Below are 23,343 nucleotides of genomic sequence, written 5' to 3'. Positions count from 1 at the left end.
GCCACCCCTGGGTGCGGGGCGCGAACTCAGGCCGTCGTAGTGTGCCTCGTATGAGTCTGGTCAGTGACAGCGCGCTGCGCCGCGCGCTCGCCCGCGCCCGTGACGGCAAGACCCTTGACGTCACCGAGGCCGCCGTGCTCCTGCACGCCCGAGGCGACCATCTGGACACCCTGCTGGAGCACGCGTCCCGGGTCCGGGACGCCGGGCTCGCCGCGCTGGGGCGGGAAGGCGTGATCACCTACAGCCGCAAGGTGTTCATCCCGCTGACCAGGCTGTGTCGCGACAAATGCGGCTACTGCACGTTCGCGACCGCGCCGCACAAGCTGCCCGCGGCGTTCCTCAGCCCGGACGAGGTCCTGGAGATCGCCCGGCAGGGCGCGGCGATGGGCTGCAAGGAGGCGCTGTTCACGCTGGGCGACCGCCCCGAGGACCGCTGGCACCAGGCGCGCGAGTGGCTGGACGCCCACGGGTACGACGACACCCTGTCGTACGTGCGGGCCATGGCGGTGCGCGTCCTGGAGGAGACCGGCCTGCTGCCGCACCTGAACCCCGGCGTGCTCGGCTGGCGCGACCTCCAGCGGCTCAAGCCGGTGGCCCCGTCCATGGGCATGATGCTGGAGACCACCTCGCGGCGGCTGTTCGAGGAGAAGGGGCAGCCCCACTACGGCTCGCCCGACAAGGACCCCGCCGTGCGGCTGCGCGTGCTGGAGGACGCCGGGCGCTCCAACGTGCCGTTCACCACGGGCATCCTCATCGGCATCGGCGAGACCGTCGAGGACCGGGCCGAGTCGATCTTCGCGATCCGGCGGGTGGCGCGCGAGTACGGCGGTGTCCAGGAGGTCATCGTGCAGAACTTCCGCGCCAAGCCGGACACGGCCATGCGCGGCCTGCCGGACGCCGACCTGGAGGAGCTGGCCGCCACCATCGCGGTCGCCCGGCTGGTGCTCGGCCCGCGCATGCGCCTGCAGGCCCCGCCGAACCTCGTCGACGCCGAGTACGAGCTGATGATCCGGGCGGGCATCGACGACTGGGGCGGCGTGTCGCCGCTGACCCCGGACCACGTCAACCCGGAGCGGCCGTGGCCGCAGATCGACGCGCTCGCGGCCCGCACCGCCGACGCCGGCTTCCGGCTGCGCGAGCGGCTGACCATCTACCCCGAGTACGTGCTGGCGGGGGAACCGTGGCTGGACCCGCGGCTGTTCGCGCACGTCCAGGCGCTGGCCGACCCGGACACCGGCCTGGCCCGCGAGGACGTGACGCCGCGCGGGCTGCCGTGGCAGGAGCCGGACGGCGGCTTCACCGCCTCGGGCCGGGTGGACCTGCACGTCGAGGTGGACACCACGGGCCGCACCCACGACCGGCGCGACGACTTCGACCACGTCTACGGCGACTGGGAGGCCCTGCGCGAGCGCCTCGACCCGGCCGCCGCGACCGGGCCCGCGGCGACGGCCGGGGCGGGAACCGGCGCAGGCACTCCCTCCGACGTCCGGCAGGCGCTGCGCCAGGCCGAGCGCGACCCGGCCGGCCTCAGCGAGGACGAGGCCGTGGCGCTGCTGTCGGCCGACGGCGACGCCCTCGACGAGCTGGCCGCCATCGCCGACGACCTGCGCCGCCGCACCGTGGGCGACGACGTCACGTACGTGGTCAACCGCAACATCAACTTCACCAACGTCTGCTACACCGGCTGCCGGTTCTGCGCCTTCGCCCAGCGCCGCACCGACGCCGACGCGTACACCCTGAGCCTTGCCCAGGTCGCCGACCGCGCGGAGGAGGCGTGGGCCGCGGGCGCCACCGAGGTGTGCATGCAGGGCGGCATCCACCCCGACATGCCCGGCACCGCCTACTTCGACCTGGCCAGGGCGATCAAGGAGCGGACGCCGGACATGCACGTCCACGCGTTCTCGCCGATGGAGGTGGTCAACGGCGCCAGCCGGGCCGACCTGTCGATCGAGGAGTGGCTGCGCGCCGCCAAGGAGGCCGGGGTCGACTCGCTGCCGGGCACGGCCGCCGAGATCCTCGACGACGACGTCCGCTGGGTGCTCACCAAGGGCAAGCTGCCCACCGCCGAGTGGATCGAGGTGATCACCACGGCGCACCGGGTGGGCATCCCGACGACGTCCACGATGATGTACGGCCACGTGGACACCCACCGGCACTGGGTCCGGCACATCAAGCTCATCAGGCGGCTGCAGGAGGAGACCGGCGGCTTCTCCGAGTTCGTGCTGCTGCCGTTCGTCCACACCAGCGCGCCCATCTACCTGGCGGGCATCGCCCGGCCGGGGCCCACCGCGCGCGAGAACCGGGCCGTCCACGCGCTGGCCCGGATCCTGCTGCACGGCGCCATCTCCAACATCCAGTGCTCCTGGGTGAAGCTCGGCGACGACCTGTGCCGCCAGGTGCTCGACGGCGGCGTCAACGACCTCGGCGGCACGCTCATGGAGGAGACGATCAGCCGCATGGCCGGGTCGGAGAACGGCTCGTACAAGACCATCAGCGAGCTGCGCGCGATGGCGGGCGCGACCGGGCGGCCGGTCCGGCAGCGGACCACCGAGTACGGCGTGCCGGGCGAGGAGCGCCTGGCCGCCTCGCTCGCCAGCGACGGCGTCTGCACGAGCGTGCGCCGGGTCCTGCCGATGGCGTAGGTATAACATGTTCTAACTTGCACTTGCGTCTCGCCCCGGAGGCGCTGGGAGAATCATCACTCCCCTGGAGAGAGGGTTCACCGTGCGGTTGGGTCGACACCGCGCCGCGTTAAGCGCTGAGCTGCGGCGGAGGAAGGCACTCCGGCGAGGGCTGCTGGCGGGGGTCACCGCCGTGGTCCTCGTCGCGGGCACGCTCGTGGTGCTCCTGGGCGGCGGCGGGGCGCTCTGCGCCACACGAGAGCCTGTTCTGGTCAACGTCGCGGCGGCGGTCGACGTGGCGCCCGTGGCGATGGAGGCCGCCTCCCGCTTCAACGAGACGAGGACCGCCTCGGGCGGCCGGTGCGTGCTCGTGCAGGTCACCGAGCAGCCGCCGGCCACCGTGCTGCGCACGCTGATCGGCGACCGGGCGGGCGTGCTGCGCCAGCGGCCGGACGGCTGGATCGCCGACTCCTCGGCCTGGATCCGGCTGGCCCGCAAGCAGGGCGCGAGCGGGCTGCCCGCCGGGGAGAGCGTGGTGGCCACCTCGCCGCTGGTCTTCGCCACCCGCTCCTCGCTCGCGCGGACGTTCTCCGTCGGCGGCACCCAGATGAACTGGCGGATGGTCTTCCCCGCGACCGTGCGCGGGCGGCTGCTGCCGACCGAGCAGGAGCCGGACGTCGTGCGCGTGCCCGACCCGTCGCTGGTCGGCGCGGGCATCGCCACCGTGGCCGCGGCCCGGGACGTGGTGGGCGCCGGGGCGGAGGCCGACAAGGCGCTCACGGCGTTCGTGCGCTGGGCGCAGGCCGGCTCCGCCCCCGACTACCGCACGATGATGGCCGCCGTGGACGACCGGGCGTTCTGGAAGCGGCCGGTCGTCATCGTGCCCGAGCAGTCGGTGTGGGAGCACAACCGGCGGGCGGCCTCGGCCGACCCGGTCGTCGCGCTGCGCCCGCGCGAGGGCACGATCATCCTGGACTACCCGTACGTGGTGACCGCGACCGACCCGGACGTGGCCGAGGCGTCGAAGGTCTTCGCCGACTGGCTGCGCGGCGAGCAGGCCCAGGACCTCGTGCGGCGGGCCGGGTTCTGGTCCGGCGACGGCGCGCGCGGGCCCGTCTCGCCCGGCCCGCAGGTGCCGGCCGAGACGCCGATGACCCGGCCGTCGGTGTCGCCGGAGGACATCGACGAGGCGTTGCAGGCGTGGAGCAGGCTCGCCCCGCCGACCAACATCCTCGTGCTGGCCGACACCTCCCGGCACATGGCCGAGCGGGTCAAGGACACCACGCGGGTCGGCATCGCCCTCCAGGCCGCCAAGATCGGGCTGCGGCTGTTCCCCGACTCGACGCACATGGGCATGTGGGAGTTCGCCGACGGGCTGGGCGGGACGAAGGGCTACCAGGAGCGCGTCTCGCTCGGGCCGATCACCAGGCCCGACACCGGCCAGGTCATCCGGCGCAGCGTGCTCGACGAGCTGACCAGCACGATCACCGCGCACCCCGACCGCGACAGCTCCCTCTACGACGGGATCCTCGCCGGGTTCCGCCTGGTGACCCGGGAGTACCGCGAGGAGATGAACAACACGCTCCTCGTGATCACCTCCGGGAAGGACGACGGGCGCGGCGTGACGCTCCAGGAGCTGGTGGGCAAGCTCAAGAACGAGTGGCGGCCGGACCGGCCGGTGCAGATCGTCGTCATCGCGTTCGGCGCGGGCGCGGACCGCGACAGCCTCGGCCAGATCACGGCCGCGACGAACGGGTCGCTGCACGTCGCGCGGCAGCCCGGCGAGATCATCGACGTCTTCCTCGCCGCGCTGGCCCGCCGCCTGTGCCATCCCACCTGCAAGCAGACGCCCTGAGTCCCGGCACGTGAAAGGCGCCGCCCCGGGTGCGCGGGGCGGCGCCCCATCATCGGGGCCCATCGGGCTCGGTCATCAGGGCCATCTTCGGGCCCGGTCATCGGGGCCCATCCGTCGGGCCCGGTCATCGGAGGGTCAGACGCGCTGCCAGAGCGCGGGGACGTTGGGCGGCTCCCAGCCGGCGATCGCGGTGTGCGCCTGGAGGCAGCGGTAGGACGCGCCGCCGTAGGTCACCACCGCGCCCGCGGCGTAGGCGGTGCCCGCCTTCCACGTGTCGCCGGGGTTCGAGGTCGGCGTCGGCGTGGGGGTGGGCGTGGGAGTGACGGTCGGGGTCGGGGTGGGCGTCGGGTTGCCGCCACCGCCGCCGATCTGGAGGTCGATGCAGGAGTAGAAGGCGTTGGCGGTGTCGGAGATGTTCCAGATCGCCAGGACCTTCTGCCTGCCCGAGTAGCCCGAGAGGTTCACCGTGTGGGAGATCGTCGCGGGCGGTTGCTGGCCGTTGCCGTTGAAGGAGGCCACCCTCGTGTTGCCGATGTAGTACTCGTACGAGCTGGTGGCGTGCCGGGCGGTGAACGTCCAGGTGAACGTCACGCTGGTGCCGACCGAGGTGGCCGGCCACGGCTTGCTCTCGTCGCTGAGCTGCGCGAAGCGGGAGACGTTGGCGTGACAGGTGCGCAGCCCCTTCGGGCCCTCGACGCTCTGCGGCTCGTAGATGATGTCGCCGCAGTCGGGCACCTGGCCGCGGGCGCAGAACGCCTGACGGCTCGGCGGCGAGTTGACGTACCCGTGGGCCATGGCGGGCTCTGCCACGAACACTGTGGCGGCGATCGTGATCACCGCCACGGTGACTAACGTGAGCGTCCTTCGCATTGAAAGTGCTCCTTTACCTGGGGGGTTGCCCTAAATGTAAAGGAAACTTTCCTAACGGTAAATGCCCGATGACATGCTCTGTCAGCGCGTGACGATGAAGTCCTCCGGATCGCGCGGGGCCCGGTCGCGGGGCGGCGCGGCGGCGTGGCCGACGGCGACGCACCCCATCGGGTCCCACGTCTCCGGTAGGTCCAGGACCTCGCGCACCACCGGACGGCAGAACATCGTGGACGACACCCACGCCGACCCCAGCCCCTCGACCGCGAGCTGGATGAGCAGGTTCTCCACCCCGGCGCCCATCGCCACCACGAACATCTCCCGCTCCGAGGCGTTGCGCCGGTCGTCGCGGTAGGTGTGGGAGCCCTCCATGACCAGGCACGGCACCACGAGGTACGGCGCGTCGCGCAGCACGTCGCCCCGCCGGATCCGCTTGGCGATCGACTCCTCGGTGAAGCCGTCGCCGCGCAGGTCGGCGATCCACGCCTCGCGCATCGCGTCCACCAGCTTGAGCCGGGCCGCGGCCGACTCCACCAGCACGAACCGCCACGGCGTCGTGTGGTGCGGCGCCGGCGCGGCGATGCCCGCGGCGACGGCCCGCCGCACCGCGGCCGGGTCCACCGGCTCGTCCGAGAACGCGCGGATCGTCCGGCGGGCGAACACCACGTCCCGCGACCCGTACCGGAACAGGTCGTCGTCGGCCGGCCGGATCAGCGGGCGCACGCCGGGCCCGTCGTCGTCCGTGACGAGGTGCCCGAGGCCGCGCACGATCGCGACCGGCACGCCCGCCAGCTTGCCCTTGACCAGCTCGGCGGCCGAGGCGATCTCGTCGGCCAGCGCGGTGACCGTGGCGTTGAGCGGGTTGCCGTGCGTGTCGGCGCCGCCGCGGAAGTCCTCCAGCGGGACGACGCCGGCGGCGCCCACGGCCAGGTCGGTCAGGCCGTTGCGCCAGGGACGGCCGAACGTGTCGGAGACGATCACCCCGACCCGGGCGCCGAGCCCGGCCCGGACCCGGCGGGCGGAGGCGTCGGCGTCCTCCGGCAGGAGCAGGACGGTGCCCGGCTCGGTGTTGGAGGCGTCGACCCCGGCCGCGGCCATCACGAAGCCGTGGCGGGTCTGGGAGATCACGGTGTCGCCGCGCCGGGCGACGACCCGGGCCGTCTCCTCCTCGATGGCGGCCGTGCGGTCGGGCGCGCGGCGCACCCGCCCCTCGGCCTTGCTGACGATCTTGGAGGTGATGACGACGATGTCGCCGTCACGCAGGCCGGCGTCGCGGAGCAGCAGCGCCAGGTCGTCGCCCGGCCGGACCTCGCCGATGCCGCTGACGGGGACGACCTCGATGCCGCCGGAGGTCTTGGGGTCGGCGGTCGTCGGGTGGGTGGTCATCGGGCCAGCTCCAGGGCCAGGTCGAGCGCGTCGCGGGCGATGTCGGCCGCCACGTCGGCGCCCGTCTCGGGGTCGCGCATGAGGATGGGCCGGGCGACGACGCGCACGCCGTCGAGCCGGACGCCGGAGTCCTCGGGCGCCACCAGCCAGCCGTCGACCAGCTCCGCGCCGTACAGGTCGAGCACCGCCTGGGCCGTGGTCTCGACGCCGATCGCCGTGAGGCAGGCGTCGGCCATGCCGCGCACCGGGGCGCCGCCGATGATGGGGGAGACCCCCACGACCGTCTTGGGCAGCAGCGCCTCGCGGATGCCGGGCACCTGGAGGATCGTGCCGATGCTGACCACCGGGTTGGACGGCGGCAGGATCACCACGTCGGCCTCCTCGATGGCCTCCAGCACGCCGGGGGCGGGCTTGGCGCTGTCCACGCCGACCAGGGCGATCGACTCGGCGGGTACCGAGGCGCGCAGCCGCACCCACCACTCCTGGAAGTGGACGGCCCGCCGGCCGCGCTCGTCGGTGACGACGACGTGCGTCTCGCAGCGGTCGTCGCTCATCGGCAGCAGCTCGACGCCCGGCTGCCAGCGCGCGCAGAGCGCCCGGGTGATCTGCGAGAGCGGGAAGCCGGCCTCCAGCATCTGGGAGCGGACGATGTGGGTGGCGAAGTCGCGGTCGCCGAGGCCGAACCACTGCGGCTCGACGCCGTAGGCGGCCAGCTCGTCCTTGACGACGTGGGTCTCCTTGGCCCGGCCCCAGCCCTGCTCCTCGTCGATGCCGCCGCCGAGGGTGTACATGACCGTGTCGAGGTCGGGACAGACCCGCAGGCCGAAGAGGGTGATGTCGTCACCGGTGTTGCCGATCACGGTGATCCGGGCGTCGGGCGCGGTCTCGCGCAGTCCGCGCAGGAAGCGGGCGCCGCCGATGCCGCCGGCGAGGGACACGATGTGCATGCCGACCAGTCTTCCACCGGCCTCTGACACGCCCGAGACGGCCTCGGTGTTGCCGATCCGCAACCCTCCGAAAAACACGGCATAGCAGGCGATGTGGTGCTTTTGGGGGATAAGTGGTTGGCGGGACTCCCGTCATCCATGGCGGTGATGTGGCAAACTCCCTTCGGGCTAAAGGGTCCGATGGGAGTAGTCGTGAACAAACTTGACGCAGCGCGGCTGAGGGAGCCGGCCGCCTGGCTGATGCTGGCGGCGGGCGCGATCGACGTCCTGCTGGCCATCGGCCGGGTGCTGATCGGCACGACGACCCCGTACGGCGGCGGCTCGTCCCTGATGGACCGCGCCTTCACCAACTTCTCCAGCTTCACCAGCCCCGTCACCGTGGCCTTGCTCCTCGGCTCCGTGCTGCTGGTCACCCGGTTCGGGCCGCCGTCGCCCAAGGCGCGGCCGATCGTCCTCGGGGCGACCGGGGCGCTCGGCCTCGCGACGCTGTTCGGCGCGCTCGCGCTGCTGCTCGGGCTCCTCTCGGGCGGCGGCGCCCGGCTCACGGTGGAGTTCCTGCTCTCCGGGGTGCCGCTGCTCGGCCTGACGGCCATCGCGCTGGTCTACCTGCTCCCTCAGGCCCTGGCCGCGAACTCCGGCGGCACGGGCCAGCGTCCCGGCTTCGGCGCGACGCCGTACGGCAACCCGGTCCACGGCAGCGGCTCCGACGCGTTCGGCCCCGGCTACACCCCCGACCCGCAGGGCCGGCCCGGCCAGTACGGCGGGCAGCCCGCGTACGGGCAGCAGGGCTTCGGCCAGCCCGACGGCGCCCCCCACGGCCCGCAGGACCCCTACCAGCGGCCGCAGACCCCGCAGCAGCCCGTCCCCCAGCCGCGCGCCGCGCTCCCCGCCGCGCCGGGCGACAGCAAGGCCGACGCCGACTCCGACCGGCCGGGCCACGCCGACCAGGGCTTCGCCCAGCCGGACCAGCAGCCCGCCTACGGGCAGGCCGACCCCGCGGCCTCCTTCGGCCAGACCGACCCCGCCGCCCCCTACGGGCAGAGCGACCCGGCGGCCCCCTACGGACAGGGTGAGCGGCAGCCGGCCTTCGGGCAGGGTGACCAGCCCGCCTACGGACAGGGCGACCAGCAGCAGCCGTTCGGCCAGTCCGGCGCGACGCCGTTCGGCCAGCCCGACGCGCACCAGCAGCCCGGATACGGCCAGCCCCAGCCGGGCTTCACCCCGCCCGACCAGCAGCCGTTCGTAGGCCAGCCGGACCAGCAGCCCTTCGGAAGCCAGCCCTTCGGCGGGCAGCCGGACCACCAGCAGCAGCCGTTCGGCGGCCAGCCGGACCCCGCTCACGGCCGGCCCGACCAGCAGCCCGCCTACGGCCAGGCCGACCCCGCCGGCGCCTACGGCCAGGCCGACCAGCAGCCCGCCTACGGCCGGACCGACTCCGCGAACGCCTACGGCCGTCAAGAGCAGCAGCCCGGCTACGGCCAGGTCCCGCCGACCGGCCAGCACGACCAGCAGCCCGGCTACGCCCCGGCTCCGCCGAGCGGTCAGCACGGCGCGCCCGCCGGCCAGGCCGCGCAGCAGTCCCCGTACGGCGGCCCCGCGGAGCCCGAGGGCTTCGGCCAGACCAGCCCCACCCAGGCGTTCCCGCCGCAGCCCGGCCAGCAGACCTACGGCGGACAGGCCCAGGCCCAGCCCGGCTACAACACCGCCGACTACACCCCGGCCGACACCGCGCCCGGCGGCGCATACCCGCAGCAGAGCGACTACCAGCAGACCGAGTACCAGCCCGCGCCGTACGTCCCCGCCGACAGCCACCCCGGCGCCTACGGCCAGTCGAGCCCGTACTCCTCCCTCGACTCGCTCGACTCCCTGGACCCGTCGCCGTCGTCGTCGTCCTCGCCGAACGTCTACTCCTCGGCCGACTCGGGCCCCGGCACCTACCCGACGCTGGACACCCCGCTCACCCCGTACACCCCGGCCGACTCCCAGCCGGGCGGCGGCTACACCCCGGCCGACACGCGGCCCGGCGGCTACACCCCCACCCACTCCCAGCCCGACGTCTACGCCCCGGCCCCCGAGTCCCAGGCGAACCCCTACGCCACGGACCCGCAGGGCGGCGCGCCGTACACGCCCTACACGCCGCAGCCCCCCAGCGGCGTCCAGCCGGCGGCGCCCTACACCCCCTCCCACGACGCCGGAGCCGGCTACCAGCCCCAGGGCGGGCAGCCGAACGCCTTCAACAGCCCCGCCGACCCCGTCTACAGCTCCGGCGAGACCTCCCCGAGCGTGCCGTACCCTCCGGCCGGTCAGGAATCCCGCCCCGCGTACGAGGCGCAGGGCGGTCAGCCGTTCACCGGCTACTCCGGCCACGAGTACGCCCAGTCCGCCTACCAGGAGCCGGACCCGCCCGTCGACCCGCGCTCGCAGCAGCTCCTGGACGCCTACCAGCAGGCCGAGACGTACCAGCACTCCAGCTACGGGAGCCCGCAGCAGCAGCAGCCCGGCCCGTACGACGCGCTGTACGGGAACCCCCAGCAGCAGCCCGGCGCCCCGCAGCAGCAGGGTTACGGCCAGCACGCCCAGCAGGGCTACGAGCCCCAGCCGGCGCACTACGAGCCGCAGCCCTACCAGCAGCAGCCGCCCGCGCAGGGCTGGCCGCAGGGCAACCCCGAGTCGACGATCCGGCTCGACCAGCAGCAGCCCTACGGAACGGGCGGCTCCGACCGGTCGCGCGACGGCGACGACCCGATCGACCCCACAGCCATATACACCCCCAACGAGCCACGCAGGTAACGAACCGGCAAAGCACGGCTAGAGAGTAGGTGGGCCACGGGCGGGGCTCTATACCGCCCTGGTACGGTTCCGACCGCTGACAGCGTTGAACACGCCAGGCCAACGCCATGGATCACGTGGTGATGGGTCAGGTGCGAACATCACATGCCATGCACACCGGGGCGAGAGCTGGCCTTTCCCCGGATACCGGCATGCCGCTTGACGTCACGTACAGCACACGCGTGTAATTACCACCATGTTGTTACGCCTTCCCGTGGGTGGGTAGTAGGGAGGCGTTCATGGGGGGCTCCATTGCGGGCGGGCGGCAGGGAGGTGTGCAGTGACCGATCTGGTCATCGCACAGGATCAGCTTGACGCTGAAGAACTCGGATGGCAGGAGCGCGCCTTGTGCGCGCAGACTGATCCTGAGGCGTTCTTCCCGGAAAAAGGCGGCTCCACCCGAGAGGCCAAGAAGGTCTGCCGATCCTGCGAAGTACGTGCAGAGTGTCTGGAATATGCGCTTGAGCACGACGAGCGGTTCGGCATCTGGGGTGGGTTGTCCGAGCGGGAGCGCAGAAGGATCAAGCGCCAGGCCGTTTAGAGATATCTGCCGAAAGGGCCACGCGGAACTCCGCGTGGCCCTTTCTCATGCGGTGTCCGGGCCGGTCAGCGGCGGTCGTCGTAGCCGGGGTCGACCGTCTCCGGCGAGAGGCCGAGCAGTGTGGCGACCTGTTCCACGACCGTGTCGTGGACGAGCGCCCCTAGCGTGTCGCGGTCGCGGGCGCGCGCCTCCAGCGGGCGGCGGTAGAGCACGATCGACGCCGGGTCGGCGCCCTTGGCGACCTCGGCCCGGCCGAACGGCACGGGATCGGCGCCCATGCCCGGCCCGTCGCCCAGCTCGCTCAGCGGCGGCACGTCCTCCACCGCGAACTCCACCGCCGAGAGCTGCTTGCCCCACTGCGGGCGCAGCCGGTCGACCGCGTCGAGCACCAGGTCGTCGAACCGCTCGCTGCGCGAGCGCGCCATGGGCACGTGGGAGGGCGCCAGTGGACCGCGCAGGCCGCGACCATGCCGATCGCGCCGCCTCGGGCGCCGCTCATGTGTCACACGGCAAGTCTAAGGGGACCCGGCCTCCGGGGCCGAGGACGACGGCCATCGCGGGCATGTGGGTGGAAACGCTGCGACAGCCGTCCGAACGCTCTGACAGCCGTGCGAACACTGTGACAGGCGTCCGAACGCTGCGACAGCTGTCCGAATTGTGGCGACACGCTCGTTAAGAGCGCTCAGATAGTGGCGCCCCGCCCCCTTACCGGATACGGTCCCTCCGTGAGCCCCGTCCGCCGCTGTTCCCGCACCGCCTGCAGCCAGCCTGCCGTCTTCACGCTCACGTACGTATACGCCGACTCGACCGCTGTTCTCGGCCCCCTGGCGACGTACGCGGAGCCACACTGCTACGACCTGTGCGCCGAACACGCCGAGCGGCTGACCGCCCCCCGCGGCTGGGAGGTGGTGCGCCTGCCGACGGACGGCGCCTCGCCCAGCTCCGACGACCTGGAGGCGCTGGCCAACGCCGTGCGCGAGGCCGCCCGGCCCACCCCCGGCGGCGGCGAGCCGGTCGGGCAGGGCGTCGAGGTCGGCCGCCGCGGGCATCTGCGCGTTCTTCGTTCCGCCCAGCAGCACCGTGACCGGTAGGCTCGTCCAGACGTAGCAGACCTAGGGGCGGAGCTGGAGAGTGGGCGACCTCGCCAAGATCTTCAAAGCTTACGACGTACGCGGCGTGGTGCCCGACGAGCTGGACGAGCCGGCGGCGGAGGCCGTGGGGGCGGCGTTCGCGGAGGTGACCGGGGCGGAGTCGGCCGTGGTCGCCCATGACATGCGCGAGTCGTCCGTGCCGTTGAGCGCGGCGTTCGTGCGGGGCGCGCGCTCGCGCGGCGTGGACGTGGTCTACGCCGGGCTCGGGTCCACCGACCTGCTGTACTACGCCAGCGGCAGCCTCGGGCTGCCCGGCGTGATGTTCACCGCCAGCCACAACCCGGCCCGCTACAACGGCATGAAGATGTGCCGCGCGGGCGCGGTGCCGATCGGCGGCGACACGGGCCTGACCGAGATCCGCGACCGGGCCGCCGAGCTGCTGGCCTCGGGCGGCGCGCTCGCGGGCGGCGGCGCCACCGGGGCGCTGATCGAGAAGGACCTGCTCCAGGGCTACGCGGGGCATCTGCGCACCCTCGTCGACCTGTCCGGCATCCGGCCGCTCAAGGTGGCCGTCGACGCGGGCAACGGCATGGGCGGCCACACGGTGCCCGCCGTCCTCGACGGCCTGCCCATCGAGACCGTGCCGCTCTACTTCGAGCTCGACGGCGCCTTCCCCAACCACGAGGCCAACCCCCTGGAGCCGGCCAACCTGCGCGACCTACAGCGCGCGGTCGTCGACAGCGGCGCCGACCTCGGCCTGGCCTTCGACGGCGACGCCGACCGCTGCTGGGTCGTGGACGAGCGGGGCGAGTCCGTCCCGCCGTCGGCGGTGACCGCGCTGGTCGCCACCCGCGAGCTGGCCAAGCACCCCGGCGCTGTGATCATCCACAACCTCATCACCTCGCTCGGCGTCCCCGAGATCGTCCGCGAGCAGGGCGGGCGGCCCGTGCGCACCCGCGTGGGCCACTCGTTCATCAAGGCCGAGATGGCGCGCACCGGCGCGGTGTTCGGCGGCGAGCACTCCGCCCACTACTACTTCCGCGACTTCTGGTACGCCGACTCCGGCATGCTGGCCGCGCTGCACGTGCTGGCCGCGCTCGGCGAGCAGGACCGGCCGCTGTCCGAGGTGGTCGGGGCGTACTCCCGCTACCACGCCTCCGGCGAGATCAACAGCACGGTCGCCGACCAGGGGGCCGCGCTGGACCGGGTGCGCGCGCAGTTCGCGGGCCGGGGCGAGTTCGACGAGCTCGACGGGCTGACCGTCACCGGTTCCGGCTGGTGGTTCAACCTGCGCGCGTCCAACACCGAGCCGCTGCTCAGGCTCAATGCCGAGGCGGCCGACGAGACCACGATGAAGGCGGTCACCGACGAGGTGCTCGCCGTCGTAAGAAGGGTGTCAGAGTGAAGATCGACGACTGGCTGCTGGAGATCCTGGCCTGCCCGGCGTGCAAGTCCCCCCTGCGGGCCGAGGGCGGGGCCGGCGACGAGGCCGGGGAGCTCGCCTGCACCGGGTGCGGCCTCGTCTACCCCGTGCGCGACGACATCCCGGTGCTCCTGGTCGACGAGGCCAGGAAGTCGTGAACTGGGAGCCCGACCGGCTCGACGACCAGCAACACCTGACCGACGGCGACCCGGGCGGCATGCTGCTCGCGGTCGCCGCGTCCGCGGCCCAGGTGCGCACCGGCCACCGCGTCGCCGTCGAGGCGGGGCTGCCCGGTTCGGCCGGCCAGTCCCGGCCGCGCGCCGTCGTCGTCGCGGGCATGGGCGGCTCGGCCATCGCGGGCGACATCCTCGCCGCCGTGTGCGGCCGGGGCGCGCCGCTGCCGATCGTCACCGTGCGCTCCTACCAGCTGCCCGGCTGGGTGGGCGCCGCCGACCTGGTGATCGCCGTCTCCTGCTCGGGCCGTACCGAGGAGACGCTGTCGGCGGCCACGGAGGCCGTGCGGCGCGGCTGCCGGCTCATCGCGGTGGGCGGCGCGGGATCGCCGCTGGAGGCGATCGCCCGGCAGGCGTCGGCGCCGTTCGTGCCGGTGCCCGCGGTCGGCCAGCCGCGCGCGAACGTCTGGCTGCTGACCGTCCCGCTGATCGTGGCCGCGTCCGCGCTCGGCCTGGTCCGGGCCGAGGAGGGGCTGTTCGAGGAGGTGGCCACGACGCTGGAGGGGATCGCCCACCGGTGCCGGCCCTCCAGCGAGTCGTTCATCAACCCGGGCAAGACGCTGGCCATGGAGCTGGCCGAGAGCGTGCCGATGATCTGGGGCACCTCGCCGCTCGCCGCGGTCGCCGGCTACCGGCTGGCCTGCCAGCTCAACGAGAACGCGAAGTACCCCGCGGTCTTCGGCGAGCTGCCCGAGGCCAACCACAACCAGGTGGTGGCCTTCGACGGCCCGTTCGCCCAGCGCGACATCTTCTCCGACGAGCCCGGCCGCGGCCTGCGCCTGGTGCTGGTGCGCGACGACGAGGAGCATCCCCAGGTGACGCGCCGCCGCGAGGCGTCGGCGCGGCTGGCCCACGAGCGCGACGTGCCGGTCAGCGAGCTGGCCGCCGAGGGCGAGCATCCGCTGGTCCGGATGGCCTCGCTCGTCGGGATCGCCGACTACGCGAGTGTCTACCTCGCCCTCGGGTACGGCATTGACCCGACCCCGGTGTCGGCCATCACCGAGTTGAAGGCCAGGATTGCGGAATAGGATCCCAGTCCCGGGGCAATGAGTACATGATCTTCACGAGCGGAGCAGACCGGTGAGCGCGAGCGGCGGTACGAAAGCAATCATCGCGGCCTTGTCGGCCAACCTGGCCATCGCCGCGTCGAAATTCGTGGCCGCCTTCTTCACCGGCTCGTCGTCGATGCTGGCCGAGGGCATCCACTCGGTGGCCGACTCGGGCAACCAGTTGCTCCTGCTGATCGGCGGCAAGCGGGCGCAGCGCGGCCAGGACCGGGAGCACCCGTTCGGCTACGGCCGCGAGCGCTACTTCTACGCGTTCGTGGTGGCCGTGGTGCTGTTCACGATCGGCGCGGTGTTCTCCCTGTACGAGGGCATCCACAAGCTCTCCTCGGACGAGGGGGTGGAGTCGCCGGTCTGGGCGTTCGCCGTGCTGATCTTCGCGATCATCGCGGAGGGCTTCTCGTTCCGCACGGCCATCCGCGAGGCCGCCCCGCTGCGCGGGAACCAGTCGTGGTTCGCGTTCATCCGCCGCTCCAAGTCGCCCGAGCTGCCGGTCATCCTGCTGGAGGACCTCGGCGCGCTGCTCGGTCTGCTCTTCGCGCTGTTCGGCGTCTCCCTGGCGGTCATCACGGGCAACCCCGTCTGGGACGCCATCGGCACGATCATGATCGGCCTGCTGCTCGCGGTGATCGCCGTCATCCTGGCCGTCGAGACGAAGTCGCTGCTGCTGGGCGAGAGCGCCACCCCCGAGATGGAGCGCCAGATCTGCGACGCGCTGGAGGCCGCCGACGAGGTCGAGCGGGTGATCCACATGCGGACGCTGCACCTCGGGCCGGAGGAGCTGCTGGTGGCGGCCAAGATCGCGGTCGCGCACAACGACACGGCGTCGGAGGTCGCGCGCGGCATCGACGAGGCCGAGCGGCGCATCCGCGCGGCCGTGCCGATCGCCCGGGTCATCTACCTGGAGCCCGACCTCGACCGCTCCCGCACCACCACCGCCTGATCCCTGGCACACGACCGCGCGCCGGGTTCAGGTGAGCGGCGCCGCCTCCTTCCCGAGCAGGCGTGCGCTCCGGCGCCTGAGGCGCGGCCGGCCGAGGGTGATGAACGCCTCGGCCTGCAGCGCCGACACGCCGATGCGCGGCAGGTCGCGCGCGTTCGGGTAGACGACGAAGCGCGGCTCCCAGACCGGCCGGAACTTGGCGTTGAACCGGTAGAGCGACTCGATCTGGAACCAGTGCGACAGGAAGAGCAGCAGGCCGCGCCAGGCCCGCAGCACCGGCCCGGCGCCGAGCCGCTCGCCGCGCGCCAGGGCCGCCCGGAACATCGCGAAGTTGAGCGACACCTGGCTGACGCCCATCGCGGGCGCCGCCTGCAGGGTCTTGACGATCAGCAGCTCGTTGAGGCCGGGATCGGCGTCGCGGTCGCGGCGCATCAGGTCGAGCGAGATGCCGCGCGGCCCCCACGGCACGAAGTGCAGCACGGCCCTGATCTGGCCGTCCTTGTGCGCCGTGACCACCACGCAGCGGCCGTCGCCGGGGTCGCCGAAGCGGCCGAGCGCCATCGAGAACCCGCGCTCGGTCTCCGCGCCGCGCCAGGAGGCGGAGGCCGCCCTGATCCGCTCCTTCTCGTCCTCCGTGAGCTCGCCCACCCTGCGCACGAGGCAGGTGTAGCCGGCCCGTTCCGTCCGGTTGACCATCTGGCGGACGTTGCGCATCGCCCGTCCCTCCAAGGTGAAGTCGGCGACCTCGACCACCGCCTCGTCCCCGATCTCCAGCGCCGACAGCCCGGCCTCGCGGGTCCACACCTCGCCGCCCGTCTCGCCGCAGCCGATCACGGCCGGCACCCAGGCGTGCCTGCGCGCCTCGGTCATGAAGACCTTGATCGCCGCGGGCCACGCCTCCCGGTCGCCGATCGGGTCGCCGCTGGCCAGCATGACGCCCGAGACCACCCGGTAGGCGATCGCCGCCTTGCCGGAGGGCGAGAAGATGACGCTCTTGTCGCGGCGCAGCGCGAAGTAGCCGAGCGAGTCGCGCGCGCCGTGCCGGTCGAGCAGCTCGCGCAGGCGGCTCTCGTCCTGGTCGGTCAGCTCGGCGACCGGGCGTTCGGGGCGCAGGGCCAGGTAGGCCGTGGTGACGGCGGTCAGGGTGCCGAGCGCGAGCAGCGAGAGGTAGACCAGGTCGCCCACGCGCGGCGAGACGAAGGTGACCGGGCCCTCGATGCCGACCAGGCCGAGGACCACGTGCTGGAGCCGCTCCACGACGCCGGGGTCGCCGGCGATGGCCCGGGGACGCACACTGACGATCACGTACCCAAGGACGAGGTCGAGGGCGCCGAAGGCGAGCAGGTTCCACAGCGCCCGCCACCGGCTGCGCGGATCGGACAGCGCGTAGAACTCGCTGCGGTTCAGCAGCAGCGCCACGAGGAAGAGCAGGCTGATGGCCGCCGTGACGGGGCGGAGATGGACCAGGGCCATGACCGCGCTGACCGGCAGCAGCGCCACGACCGCCTGCCAGGCGCGCACCTTCCGGCGGCGCAGGGCGTGCGCGAGCATGATGAGCAGGATGCCCACCACGAGGGAGGTCGCCCGGGCGACGGTCGTCGCGATGCCGGGCAGCGCGTCCGACCACGCGGCCATCCCGCTGCGGCCCAGGCGGGGGGCCACGGCCTTGACGATGTCGAGAAGCCCGACCATCAGGGCCGCGTAACCCGCCACGGCGGGCACCCAGGGATGCGAGATCTTCTTCACCATCCGGATTCAACGCCCATGGCGATAATCCCCGCGTTAACCGCGGTCTTACGGCGTGGCGAGTAAGCCTCTGGAGGATGGGACTCACTTCGCTGCCCCTCCAGCTTATGACGGCCGCGCTCGCGATCGGCGCGCTCGTCGCCACGGTGTGGGCATGGCCGCGGCTGGCCGGACGACGCTGGACCGCCGTGCTGGCACGGACGGGGGTGCTGGCGGGGAATCAGGTGCTGACCCTGGCGGCGCTCGGGCTGCTGGTCAACAACTACTTCGGCTTCTACGGCTCCTGGGACGACCTGCTCGGCACCGACCCCGGCACGGCGGCCATCACGATCGCCGGGCAGGGCCTCCAGGTGCTGGACAGCCAGGCGGTGCGCGGCGGCCGGATCGAGCAGGTCATCATGCCCGGCCCCACCACGCATCTCAGCGAGCAGGCGTACGTGTTCCTGCCCACGGCCTACCTCAGGGACCAGCGGCGGCGCTTCCCCGCGATCCTCGCGCTGACCGGCTACCCGGGCGACCCGCGCAACCTGATGACCCGGCTGGACCTGCCCGGACGGCTCGCGACCGCCATCAGCCGCCACCAGGTGCCGCCCACGGTCCTCGTGATGATGCGGCCCAGCGTGGTGCTGCCGCGCGACACCGAGTGCGTGGACGTGCCGGGCGGGCCGCAGGTCCAGAAGTACTTCGCCGACGACGTGCGGCGCGACATGACGACCGCGTACCGGGTCGCGCCGGGCAGGGAGTACTGGGGGGTCCTCGGGGGCTCGACCGGCGGGTACTGCGCGCTCAAGCTCGCGATGACCCATCCGCAGGCGTTCTCGGCGGCGGTGTCGCTGTCGGGCTACTACCGCACGATCATCGACGGCACCACGGGCGACCTGTTCGGCGGGCAGCAGGCCGTCGAGCACGACAACGACCTGATGTGGCGGCTGGCGACGCTGCCCGCGCCGCCGGTCAGCGTGCTCGTCACCAGCAGCAGGAAGGGGGAGAGCGACTACCGCTCGACGCTCGCCTTCCTGGCCGCGGTCAAGCCGCCCATGCAGGCGTCGTCGCTGATCCTGCCCAGCGGCGGCCACAACTTCAACACCTGGAACCGGGAGCTGCCGCAGGCCCTGCCGTGGCTGGCCCAGCAGCTCCACGCCCCCGGCGGCGAAACCCCGTCCCCCACCGGCACCCCCGGCTGACCCGCCCGAGAGTGCCGCGGGGGTGTCCTACTCGTGCGCGGTCAGGCACGCCTTGCCGGTGCCGCTCTGGTCGAACAGGCAGCGGCCCTTCTTGTCGAGGCTGATCACGTCGCGGACGCCGGCGAACTGCTTGAGCGTCCTGTCGATCGAGTACAGGGCCCGGGCGTCGCCGCCGATGCCGTCGCTGACGACGGTGCGGCAGAAGCGCAGCGTCGCGACGCCCTTCCTGATCGCGACGGTGAAGTCGGCGCCGCAGGACGACCTGCCGCGCAGGTTGCCGGTCAGCTCCGAGTGCAGGCCGCGCCGCCGCTCCGCCTTGGTGGGGCCGGCGATCAGCTGCTGGACGGCGAACCTGGCCACCCCCTGGCCCGGCGCCCTGCGGGTCACGGCCACGACCTTGCCGGGGATGCCGTTTCCCTTGGAGAAGTACACCTTGACCTCGCGGGGCTTGCCGGCCGCGCCGCCGGCCTGCGGCGCGGCGGCCTGGACCGGGGAGTCCGGGGCGTGCGCCGCCGGGGAGCCCGCCGCCTGCGCCGGGGAGAGCGCGAGCACGGTGGCCACTAAGAGCTCTTTCATGATTTCTTAGACGTATGCGCTGGGGCGCTGGTTCGAAGCAGCCGCAGTGCCTTCTCCTTCTCGAAGTCGAGCGCGCGGCGCGGCACCGCGATCCGCCCGATCCGGATGCCGAGGTCGCGCACCGCCGCGGCGACGGCGGGCTCGCTGAGCACCCGCAGCGCGAAGGCCAGCTCGGCGGGGGAGACGTCGAAACGTCTCTCCAGCTCGACGCCCTGGGCCACGGCCGCGAGCTCCTCCGGCCCGAACCGGCGGTGGGCGCCCTGCTCGCGGACCGGGGGCAGCAGGCCGAGCGCCTCCCGGTAGCGCAGCATCCGAGGGGACATGCCGAGCCGCCGCGCGGCCTCCGTGATACGCATCCTTACATTCTTACGTCAGTTTCGGGGGCGCCGAGATGCGACCTCGCCGGGATGGCGCCTAGACTCGTCGGCGACACCGTCCCGATGCGAGACACCGTCCCGATGCGAGGGGAAACAATGGACTTCAAGGTCGCCGACCTTTCACTTGCCGACTTCGGCCGCAAGGAGATCAGGCTCGCCGAGCACGAGATGCCCGGGCTCATGGCGATCCGTAAGGAGTACGCGGCCGCGCAGCCCCTCCGCGGTGCGAAGATCATGGGCTCCCTGCACATGACCATCCAGACCGCCGTCCTCATCGAGACGCTGGTCGACCTCGGCGCCGAGGTGCGCTGGGTGAGCTGCAACATCTTCTCCACGCAGGACCACGCCGCCGCCGCGGTCGTCGTCGGCCGCGACGGCACGGTCGACGACCCCAAGGGCGTCCCCGTCTTCGCCTGGAAGGGCGAGACGCTGGAGGAGTACTGGTGGTGCACCGAGCAGGCCCTGACCTGGCCCGGCGGTGACGGCCCCAACATGATCCTCGACGACGGCGGCGACGCCACCCTGCTCGTCCACAAGGGCGCCGAGTACGAGAAGGCCGGCGCCGTCCCCGCCGCCACGGCCGAGGACCCGGAGGAGTGGCACGTCATCATCGACCTGCTCACCCGCACGGTCGGCGACGACAAGAAGTGGACCCGGATCGCGGAGCAGATCAAGGGCGTCACCGAGGAGACCACCACCGGTGTCCACCGCCTGTACGAGATGCACAAGAACGGCCAGCTGCTGTTCCCGGCCATCAACGTCAACGACTCGGTCACCAAGTCGAAGTTCGACAACAAGTACGGCTGCCGCCACTCGGTCATCGACGGCCTGAACCGCGCCACCGACGTGCTGATCGGCGGCAAGGTCGCCGTCGTCTGCGGTTACGGCGACGTCGGCAAGGGCTGCGCCGACGCGCTGCGCGGCCAGGGCGCCCGCGTCATCGTCACCGAGATCGACCCGATCTGCGCCCTGCAGGCCGCCATGGACGGCTTCCAGGTCACCACCCTCGACGAGGTCGTCGGCATCGCCGACATCTTCGTGACCACCACGGGCAACTTCAACATCATCACCGCCGACCACATGGCGCGGATGAAGCACCAGGCGATCGTGTCCAACATCGGCCACTTCGACAACGAGATCGACATGGCCGGCCTCGCCAAGCTGCCGGGCATCGAGAAGCGCAACATCAAGCCGCAGGTCGACGAGTGGGTCTTCGCCGACGGCCACTCGATTCTCGTGCTGGCCGAGGGCCGCCTGATGAACCTCGGCTGCGCCACCGGCCACCCGAGCTTCGTGATGTCCAACTCGTTCACCAACCAGGTGATCGCGCAGATCGAGCTGTTCACCAAGACCGGCGAGTACCCGATCGGCGTCTACACGCTGCCCAAGCACCTGGACGAGAAGGTCGCCCGGCTCCACCTCGACGCCCTCGGCGTCAAGCTCACCGAGCTGACCAAGGAGCAGGCCGCCTACATCGGCGTCCACGTCGAGGGCCCGTACAAGCCCGACCACTACCGGTACTGATTTCTCGTGCCGAGGCTTCGGAGGGGCTTTCCCTCCGGAGCCGGTTTTAAGATCATTTTCTTTTACGGCAGGCCAAGTCACCCGCACTCGCCGACGTCCCCTCCGTCTGTCATGGCCGGTCGTGAGGGCTCACGGCATGCGCGCCGTGACGAGCGCACTCTTGGCCGTGTTCTTCGGTTGGGGCTTGGCACGTGGATCTCTCGGACAGTGGTGAGCGGCAGATCTCCTGGGCCGCTCGGTCGATGCCTGTTCTGACGGCGATCGGGGAGCGGTTCGGGGCCGAGCGGCCGCTGGAGGGGTTGCGGATCGCCGCGTGCCTGCACGTGACCGCCGAGACCGCGGTGCTCATGGGCGCGCTCAGGGCGGGCGGCGCCGAGATCGCGCTGGCCGCCTCCAACCCGCTGTCCACGCAGGACGACGTGGCCGAGGCGCTGCGCGGCTACGGCATCGCGGTCCACGCGCGGGCCGGCGTGGACCGGGCCACCTATTACCGGCACATCCACCAGGCCCTCGACCTCGGGCCCGACCTGGTGCTCGACGACGGGTGCGACCTGGTCAACACGTTGCACACCGAGCGCACCGACCTGCTCGGCGGAGTGAGCGGCGGCTGCGAGGAGACGACCACGGGGATCATCCGGCTGCGGCAGATGGCCTCGGAGGGCGCGCTGCGGTTCCCGGTCGTGGCGGTGAACGACACGCGGACGAAGCGGATGTTCGACAACCGCTACGGCACCGGGCAGTCCACGCTGGACGGGATCATGCGGGCCACCAACACCATGCTCGCGGGGCGGACCGTGGTGGTGGCGGGGTTCGGGTTCTGCGGGCGGGGCGTGGCGGAGCGGGCCAAGGGGTTCGGGGCGCGGGTCGTGGTGACCGAGATCGACGCGGTCAAGGCGCTCGACGCGACCCTGCAGGGCTACGAGGTGCGGCCCATGGCGGAGGCCGCGGCGGCCGGCGACCTGTTCATCACCGTGACGGGCAACCGCGACGTGATCCGGGGCGAGCACCTGGCCGTCATGAAGGACGGCGCCATCCTGGCCAACGCGGGGCACTTCGACGTGGAGATCGACGTGCGGGCGCTGGACGAGCTGGCCGTCGAGGTCCACCGCGGCGTGCGGCCCAACACCGACGAGTACGTGCTGCCCGACGGCCGGAGGCTGCTGCTGCTGGCCGAGGGCCGCCTGGTGAACCTGACGGCCGCGGAGGGGCATCCGGCGGCGGTCATGGACATGTCGTTCTCGGCGCAGGCGCTCGCGGTGGCCTGGCTCGTCGGGGAGCGGGCCGGGCTCGCGCCCGGGGTCTACGACGTGCCCGAGTCGATCGACCAGGAGGTGGCCCGGCTCAAGCTGGCGGCCACGGGCATCGGCATCGACGCGCTCACGGAGGAGCAGGAGTCGTACCTGCACTCCTGGCGCGCCGGCTCCTGACCGGGACCGGCGCGGCCGTCCCTCAGCGGATGGCCGACATGCGGCGGATCTCGGCGGACTGACTGACCGAGATGTCCTCGGCGATCTCCTGGACCCGCTGGTGCGAGCCCTTGGTGAGGACCTCGGCCGACATCGTGAGCGCCCCCTGGTGGTGGGCGGTCATGAGCTGGACGAACAGGCGGTCGAAGGCGGCGCCCTTGGCCGCCTTCAGGGCCTCCATCTGCTCGGGCGTGGCCATCCCCGGCATGCCCTGGTGCGCGGCGTGGTGGTCGGGCACCTGCTGGCCCTGCGCCCTGAGCCAGTCGGTCATCATCGCGATCTCGGGGCCCTGCACGTCGTTGATGCGGGCGGCCAGCCGCTTGACGGCGTCGCTCTCGGCCCGGGAACCGGCCAGCAGGCTCATGTCCAGCGCCTGCCGGTGGTGGACGATCATGTTCTGCATGAAGCGGACGTCGGCCGCGTTCGCCCGCTGGGGCGGCACGGCGGTGGCCGCCTCGCTCGGCGCCAGCGTGCGGGCCTCCTCGCCGGGCTTGCCGGGGGCGAGGACGGGCGCCGTGTCGGTCACCGTGGGGACCGGCGGAGCCGCCGCGGGGGTGTCCGTGCAGCCGGTGACCAGCAGGAAGGCGCAGGCGCCGACGATGAGTGCGCTGCGCACCCGACCTCCTTGACCGCGGGGAGTTGCGACGTTGCACTGTAGACGGTCCGGCAA

Annotated in this window: 20 protein-coding genes; 12 read left to right on the top strand and 8 right to left on the bottom strand. The window is 72.5% G+C overall.

The window, feature by feature from the left end; genetic code table 11:
- Window positions 1–50: 50 nt before the first annotated feature.
- Together HD595_RS09805 and HD595_RS09800 are read left to right on the top strand one after the other, a co-directional pair.
- Window positions 51–2,642, top strand: coding sequence for a bifunctional FO biosynthesis protein CofGH (locus tag HD595_RS09805; protein ID WP_253767753.1), 2,592 nt, complete (start codon window positions 51–53; stop codon window positions 2,640–2,642).
- Between the two features lie 172 nt (window positions 2,643–2,814).
- Window positions 2,815–4,476, top strand: coding sequence for a substrate-binding and VWA domain-containing protein (locus HD595_RS09800; RefSeq protein ID WP_253767751.1), 1,662 nt, complete (start codon window positions 2,815–2,817; stop codon window positions 4,474–4,476).
- A 135-nt stretch (window positions 4,477–4,611) separates the two neighbouring features.
- Here HD595_RS09800 and HD595_RS09795 read toward each other — a convergent pair whose 3' ends face one another.
- The 3 genes from HD595_RS09795 to cofD form a co-directional block, all read right to left on the bottom strand.
- Window positions 4,612–5,346 (bottom strand): lytic polysaccharide monooxygenase, encoded by a 735-nt coding sequence (locus HD595_RS09795; RefSeq protein WP_253767748.1) that lies wholly within the window; start codon window positions 5,344–5,346, stop codon window positions 4,612–4,614.
- Window positions 5,347–5,427: 81 nt separating this feature from the next.
- Window positions 5,428–6,729 (bottom strand): coenzyme F420-0:L-glutamate ligase, encoded by a 1,302-nt coding sequence (locus tag HD595_RS09790; protein WP_253767746.1) that lies wholly within the window; start codon window positions 6,727–6,729, stop codon window positions 5,428–5,430.
- Window positions 6,726–7,676 (bottom strand): 2-phospho-L-lactate transferase, encoded by a 951-nt coding sequence (gene cofD, locus HD595_RS09785; protein ID WP_253767744.1) that lies wholly within the window; start codon window positions 7,674–7,676, stop codon window positions 6,726–6,728. Before cofD ends, HD595_RS09790 begins: the two co-directional genes overlap by 4 nt.
- 192 nt (window positions 7,677–7,868) lie before the next feature.
- Between cofD and HD595_RS09780 the strand changes: the two genes are divergently transcribed.
- Together HD595_RS09780 and HD595_RS09775 are read left to right on the top strand one after the other, a co-directional pair.
- Complete coding sequence (locus HD595_RS09780; protein WP_253767742.1) at window positions 7,869–10,466, top strand: hypothetical protein; 2,598 nt, start codon at window positions 7,869–7,871, stop codon at window positions 10,464–10,466.
- Between the two features lie 319 nt (window positions 10,467–10,785).
- On the top strand, window positions 10,786–11,046 hold the full coding sequence (locus tag HD595_RS09775; RefSeq protein WP_049564653.1) for a WhiB family transcriptional regulator: 261 nt from the start codon (window positions 10,786–10,788) through the stop codon (window positions 11,044–11,046).
- A 65-nt stretch (window positions 11,047–11,111) separates the two neighbouring features.
- Here the strand turns inward: HD595_RS09775 and HD595_RS09770 are convergent, their stop codons facing one another.
- The gene (locus HD595_RS09770; RefSeq protein ID WP_253767740.1) at window positions 11,112–11,552 is read right to left on the bottom strand and encodes a metallopeptidase family protein; all 441 of its coding nucleotides are present in this window, start codon (window positions 11,550–11,552) and stop codon (window positions 11,112–11,114) included.
- A gap of 219 nt (window positions 11,553–11,771) precedes the next feature.
- On the opposite strand from HD595_RS09770, the gene HD595_RS09765 reads away from it, so the two are divergent.
- Genes HD595_RS09765 through HD595_RS09745 form a run of 5 tightly spaced genes read left to right on the top strand, consistent with a single transcriptional unit; the run spans window position 11,772 to window position 15,800 of the window.
- Complete coding sequence (locus tag HD595_RS09765; protein ID WP_175587591.1) at window positions 11,772–12,137, top strand: DUF3499 domain-containing protein; 366 nt, start codon at window positions 11,772–11,774, stop codon at window positions 12,135–12,137.
- A gap of 40 nt (window positions 12,138–12,177) precedes the next feature.
- Entirely contained in the window at window positions 12,178–13,542 is a 1,365-nt protein-coding gene (locus HD595_RS09760; protein ID WP_253767738.1) for a phosphomannomutase/phosphoglucomutase, read from the top strand.
- The gene (locus HD595_RS09755) at window positions 13,539–13,718 is read left to right on the top strand and encodes a Trm112 family protein (RefSeq protein WP_253767736.1); all 180 of its coding nucleotides are present in this window, start codon (window positions 13,539–13,541) and stop codon (window positions 13,716–13,718) included. The genes HD595_RS09760 and HD595_RS09755 overlap by 4 nt, the downstream gene beginning before the upstream one ends.
- A complete protein-coding gene (locus tag HD595_RS09750) occupies window positions 13,715–14,821 on the top strand; it encodes a bifunctional phosphoglucose/phosphomannose isomerase (protein WP_253767734.1) in 1,107 nt (368 codons plus the stop codon). The genes HD595_RS09755 and HD595_RS09750 overlap by 4 nt, the downstream gene beginning before the upstream one ends.
- A 52-nt stretch (window positions 14,822–14,873) precedes the next feature.
- Window positions 14,874–15,800, top strand: a complete 927-nt coding sequence (locus tag HD595_RS09745; RefSeq protein WP_253767732.1) for a cation diffusion facilitator family transporter — start codon at window positions 14,874–14,876, stop codon at window positions 15,798–15,800.
- Window positions 15,801–15,827: 27 nt separating this feature from the next.
- Here HD595_RS09745 and HD595_RS09740 read toward each other — a convergent pair whose 3' ends face one another.
- Complete coding sequence (locus HD595_RS09740; RefSeq protein WP_253767730.1) at window positions 15,828–17,549, bottom strand: phosphatidylglycerol lysyltransferase domain-containing protein; 1,722 nt, start codon at window positions 17,547–17,549, stop codon at window positions 15,828–15,830.
- A 74-nt stretch (window positions 17,550–17,623) separates the two neighbouring features.
- Between HD595_RS09740 and HD595_RS09735 the strand changes: the two genes are divergently transcribed.
- Window positions 17,624–18,730, top strand: coding sequence for an alpha/beta hydrolase (locus HD595_RS09735; protein WP_253767728.1), 1,107 nt, complete (start codon window positions 17,624–17,626; stop codon window positions 18,728–18,730).
- Between the two features lie 27 nt (window positions 18,731–18,757).
- Here HD595_RS09735 and HD595_RS09730 read toward each other — a convergent pair whose 3' ends face one another.
- Both HD595_RS09730 and HD595_RS09725 read right to left on the bottom strand, forming a co-directional pair.
- On the bottom strand, window positions 18,758–19,306 hold the full coding sequence (locus tag HD595_RS09730) for a GerMN domain-containing protein (RefSeq protein WP_253767726.1): 549 nt from the start codon (window positions 19,304–19,306) through the stop codon (window positions 18,758–18,760).
- On the bottom strand, window positions 19,303–19,662 hold the full coding sequence (locus HD595_RS09725) for a MerR family transcriptional regulator (protein ID WP_253767724.1): 360 nt from the start codon (window positions 19,660–19,662) through the stop codon (window positions 19,303–19,305). The genes HD595_RS09730 and HD595_RS09725 overlap by 4 nt, the downstream gene beginning before the upstream one ends.
- Before the next feature lie 117 nt (window positions 19,663–19,779).
- Here HD595_RS09725 and ahcY point away from each other — a divergent pair, with 117 nt between their 5' ends.
- Together ahcY and HD595_RS09715 are read left to right on the top strand one after the other, a co-directional pair.
- Window positions 19,780–21,207 (top strand): adenosylhomocysteinase, encoded by a 1,428-nt coding sequence (ahcY, locus tag HD595_RS09720; RefSeq protein WP_253767722.1) that lies wholly within the window; start codon window positions 19,780–19,782, stop codon window positions 21,205–21,207.
- A 191-nt stretch (window positions 21,208–21,398) separates the two neighbouring features.
- A complete protein-coding gene (locus HD595_RS09715; protein WP_308211113.1) occupies window positions 21,399–22,634 on the top strand; it encodes an adenosylhomocysteinase in 1,236 nt (411 codons plus the stop codon).
- A 22-nt stretch (window positions 22,635–22,656) separates the two neighbouring features.
- Here the strand turns inward: HD595_RS09715 and HD595_RS09710 are convergent, their stop codons facing one another.
- Complete coding sequence (locus HD595_RS09710; RefSeq protein WP_253767719.1) at window positions 22,657–23,289, bottom strand: DUF305 domain-containing protein; 633 nt, start codon at window positions 23,287–23,289, stop codon at window positions 22,657–22,659.
- Window positions 23,290–23,343: the final 54 nt, after the last annotated feature.

This window comes from Nonomuraea roseoviolacea subsp. carminata (genome assembly GCF_024172185.1).
Taxonomy (GTDB): Bacteria; Actinomycetota; Actinomycetes; order Streptosporangiales; family Streptosporangiaceae; genus Nonomuraea; species Nonomuraea roseoviolacea.
This window is presented reverse-complemented; position numbering and strand designations above follow the sequence as displayed.

Coding starts and splice junctions, on each gene's coding strand:
- HD595_RS09740 (WP_253767730.1), bottom strand. CDS start 17,549: ATGGTGAAGAAGATCTCGCATCCCTGGGTGCCCGCCGTGGCGGGTTAC.
- HD595_RS09795 (WP_253767748.1), bottom strand. CDS start 5,346: ATGCGAAGGACGCTCACGTTAGTCACCGTGGCGGTGATCACGATCGCC.
- HD595_RS09735 (WP_253767728.1), top strand. CDS start 17,624: ATGGGACTCACTTCGCTGCCCCTCCAGCTTATGACGGCCGCGCTCGCG.
- ahcY (WP_253767722.1), top strand. CDS start 19,780: ATGGACTTCAAGGTCGCCGACCTTTCACTTGCCGACTTCGGCCGCAAG.
- HD595_RS09730 (WP_253767726.1), bottom strand. CDS start 19,306: ATGAAAGAGCTCTTAGTGGCCACCGTGCTCGCGCTCTCCCCGGCGCAG.
- HD595_RS09790 (WP_253767746.1), bottom strand. CDS start 6,729: ATGACCACCCACCCGACGACCGCCGACCCCAAGACCTCCGGCGGCATC.
- HD595_RS09725 (WP_253767724.1), bottom strand. CDS start 19,662: ATGCGTATCACGGAGGCCGCGCGGCGGCTCGGCATGTCCCCTCGGATG.
- HD595_RS09805 (WP_253767753.1), top strand. CDS start 51: ATGAGTCTGGTCAGTGACAGCGCGCTGCGCCGCGCGCTCGCCCGCGCC.
- cofD (WP_253767744.1), bottom strand. CDS start 7,676: ATGCACATCGTGTCCCTCGCCGGCGGCATCGGCGGCGCCCGCTTCCTG.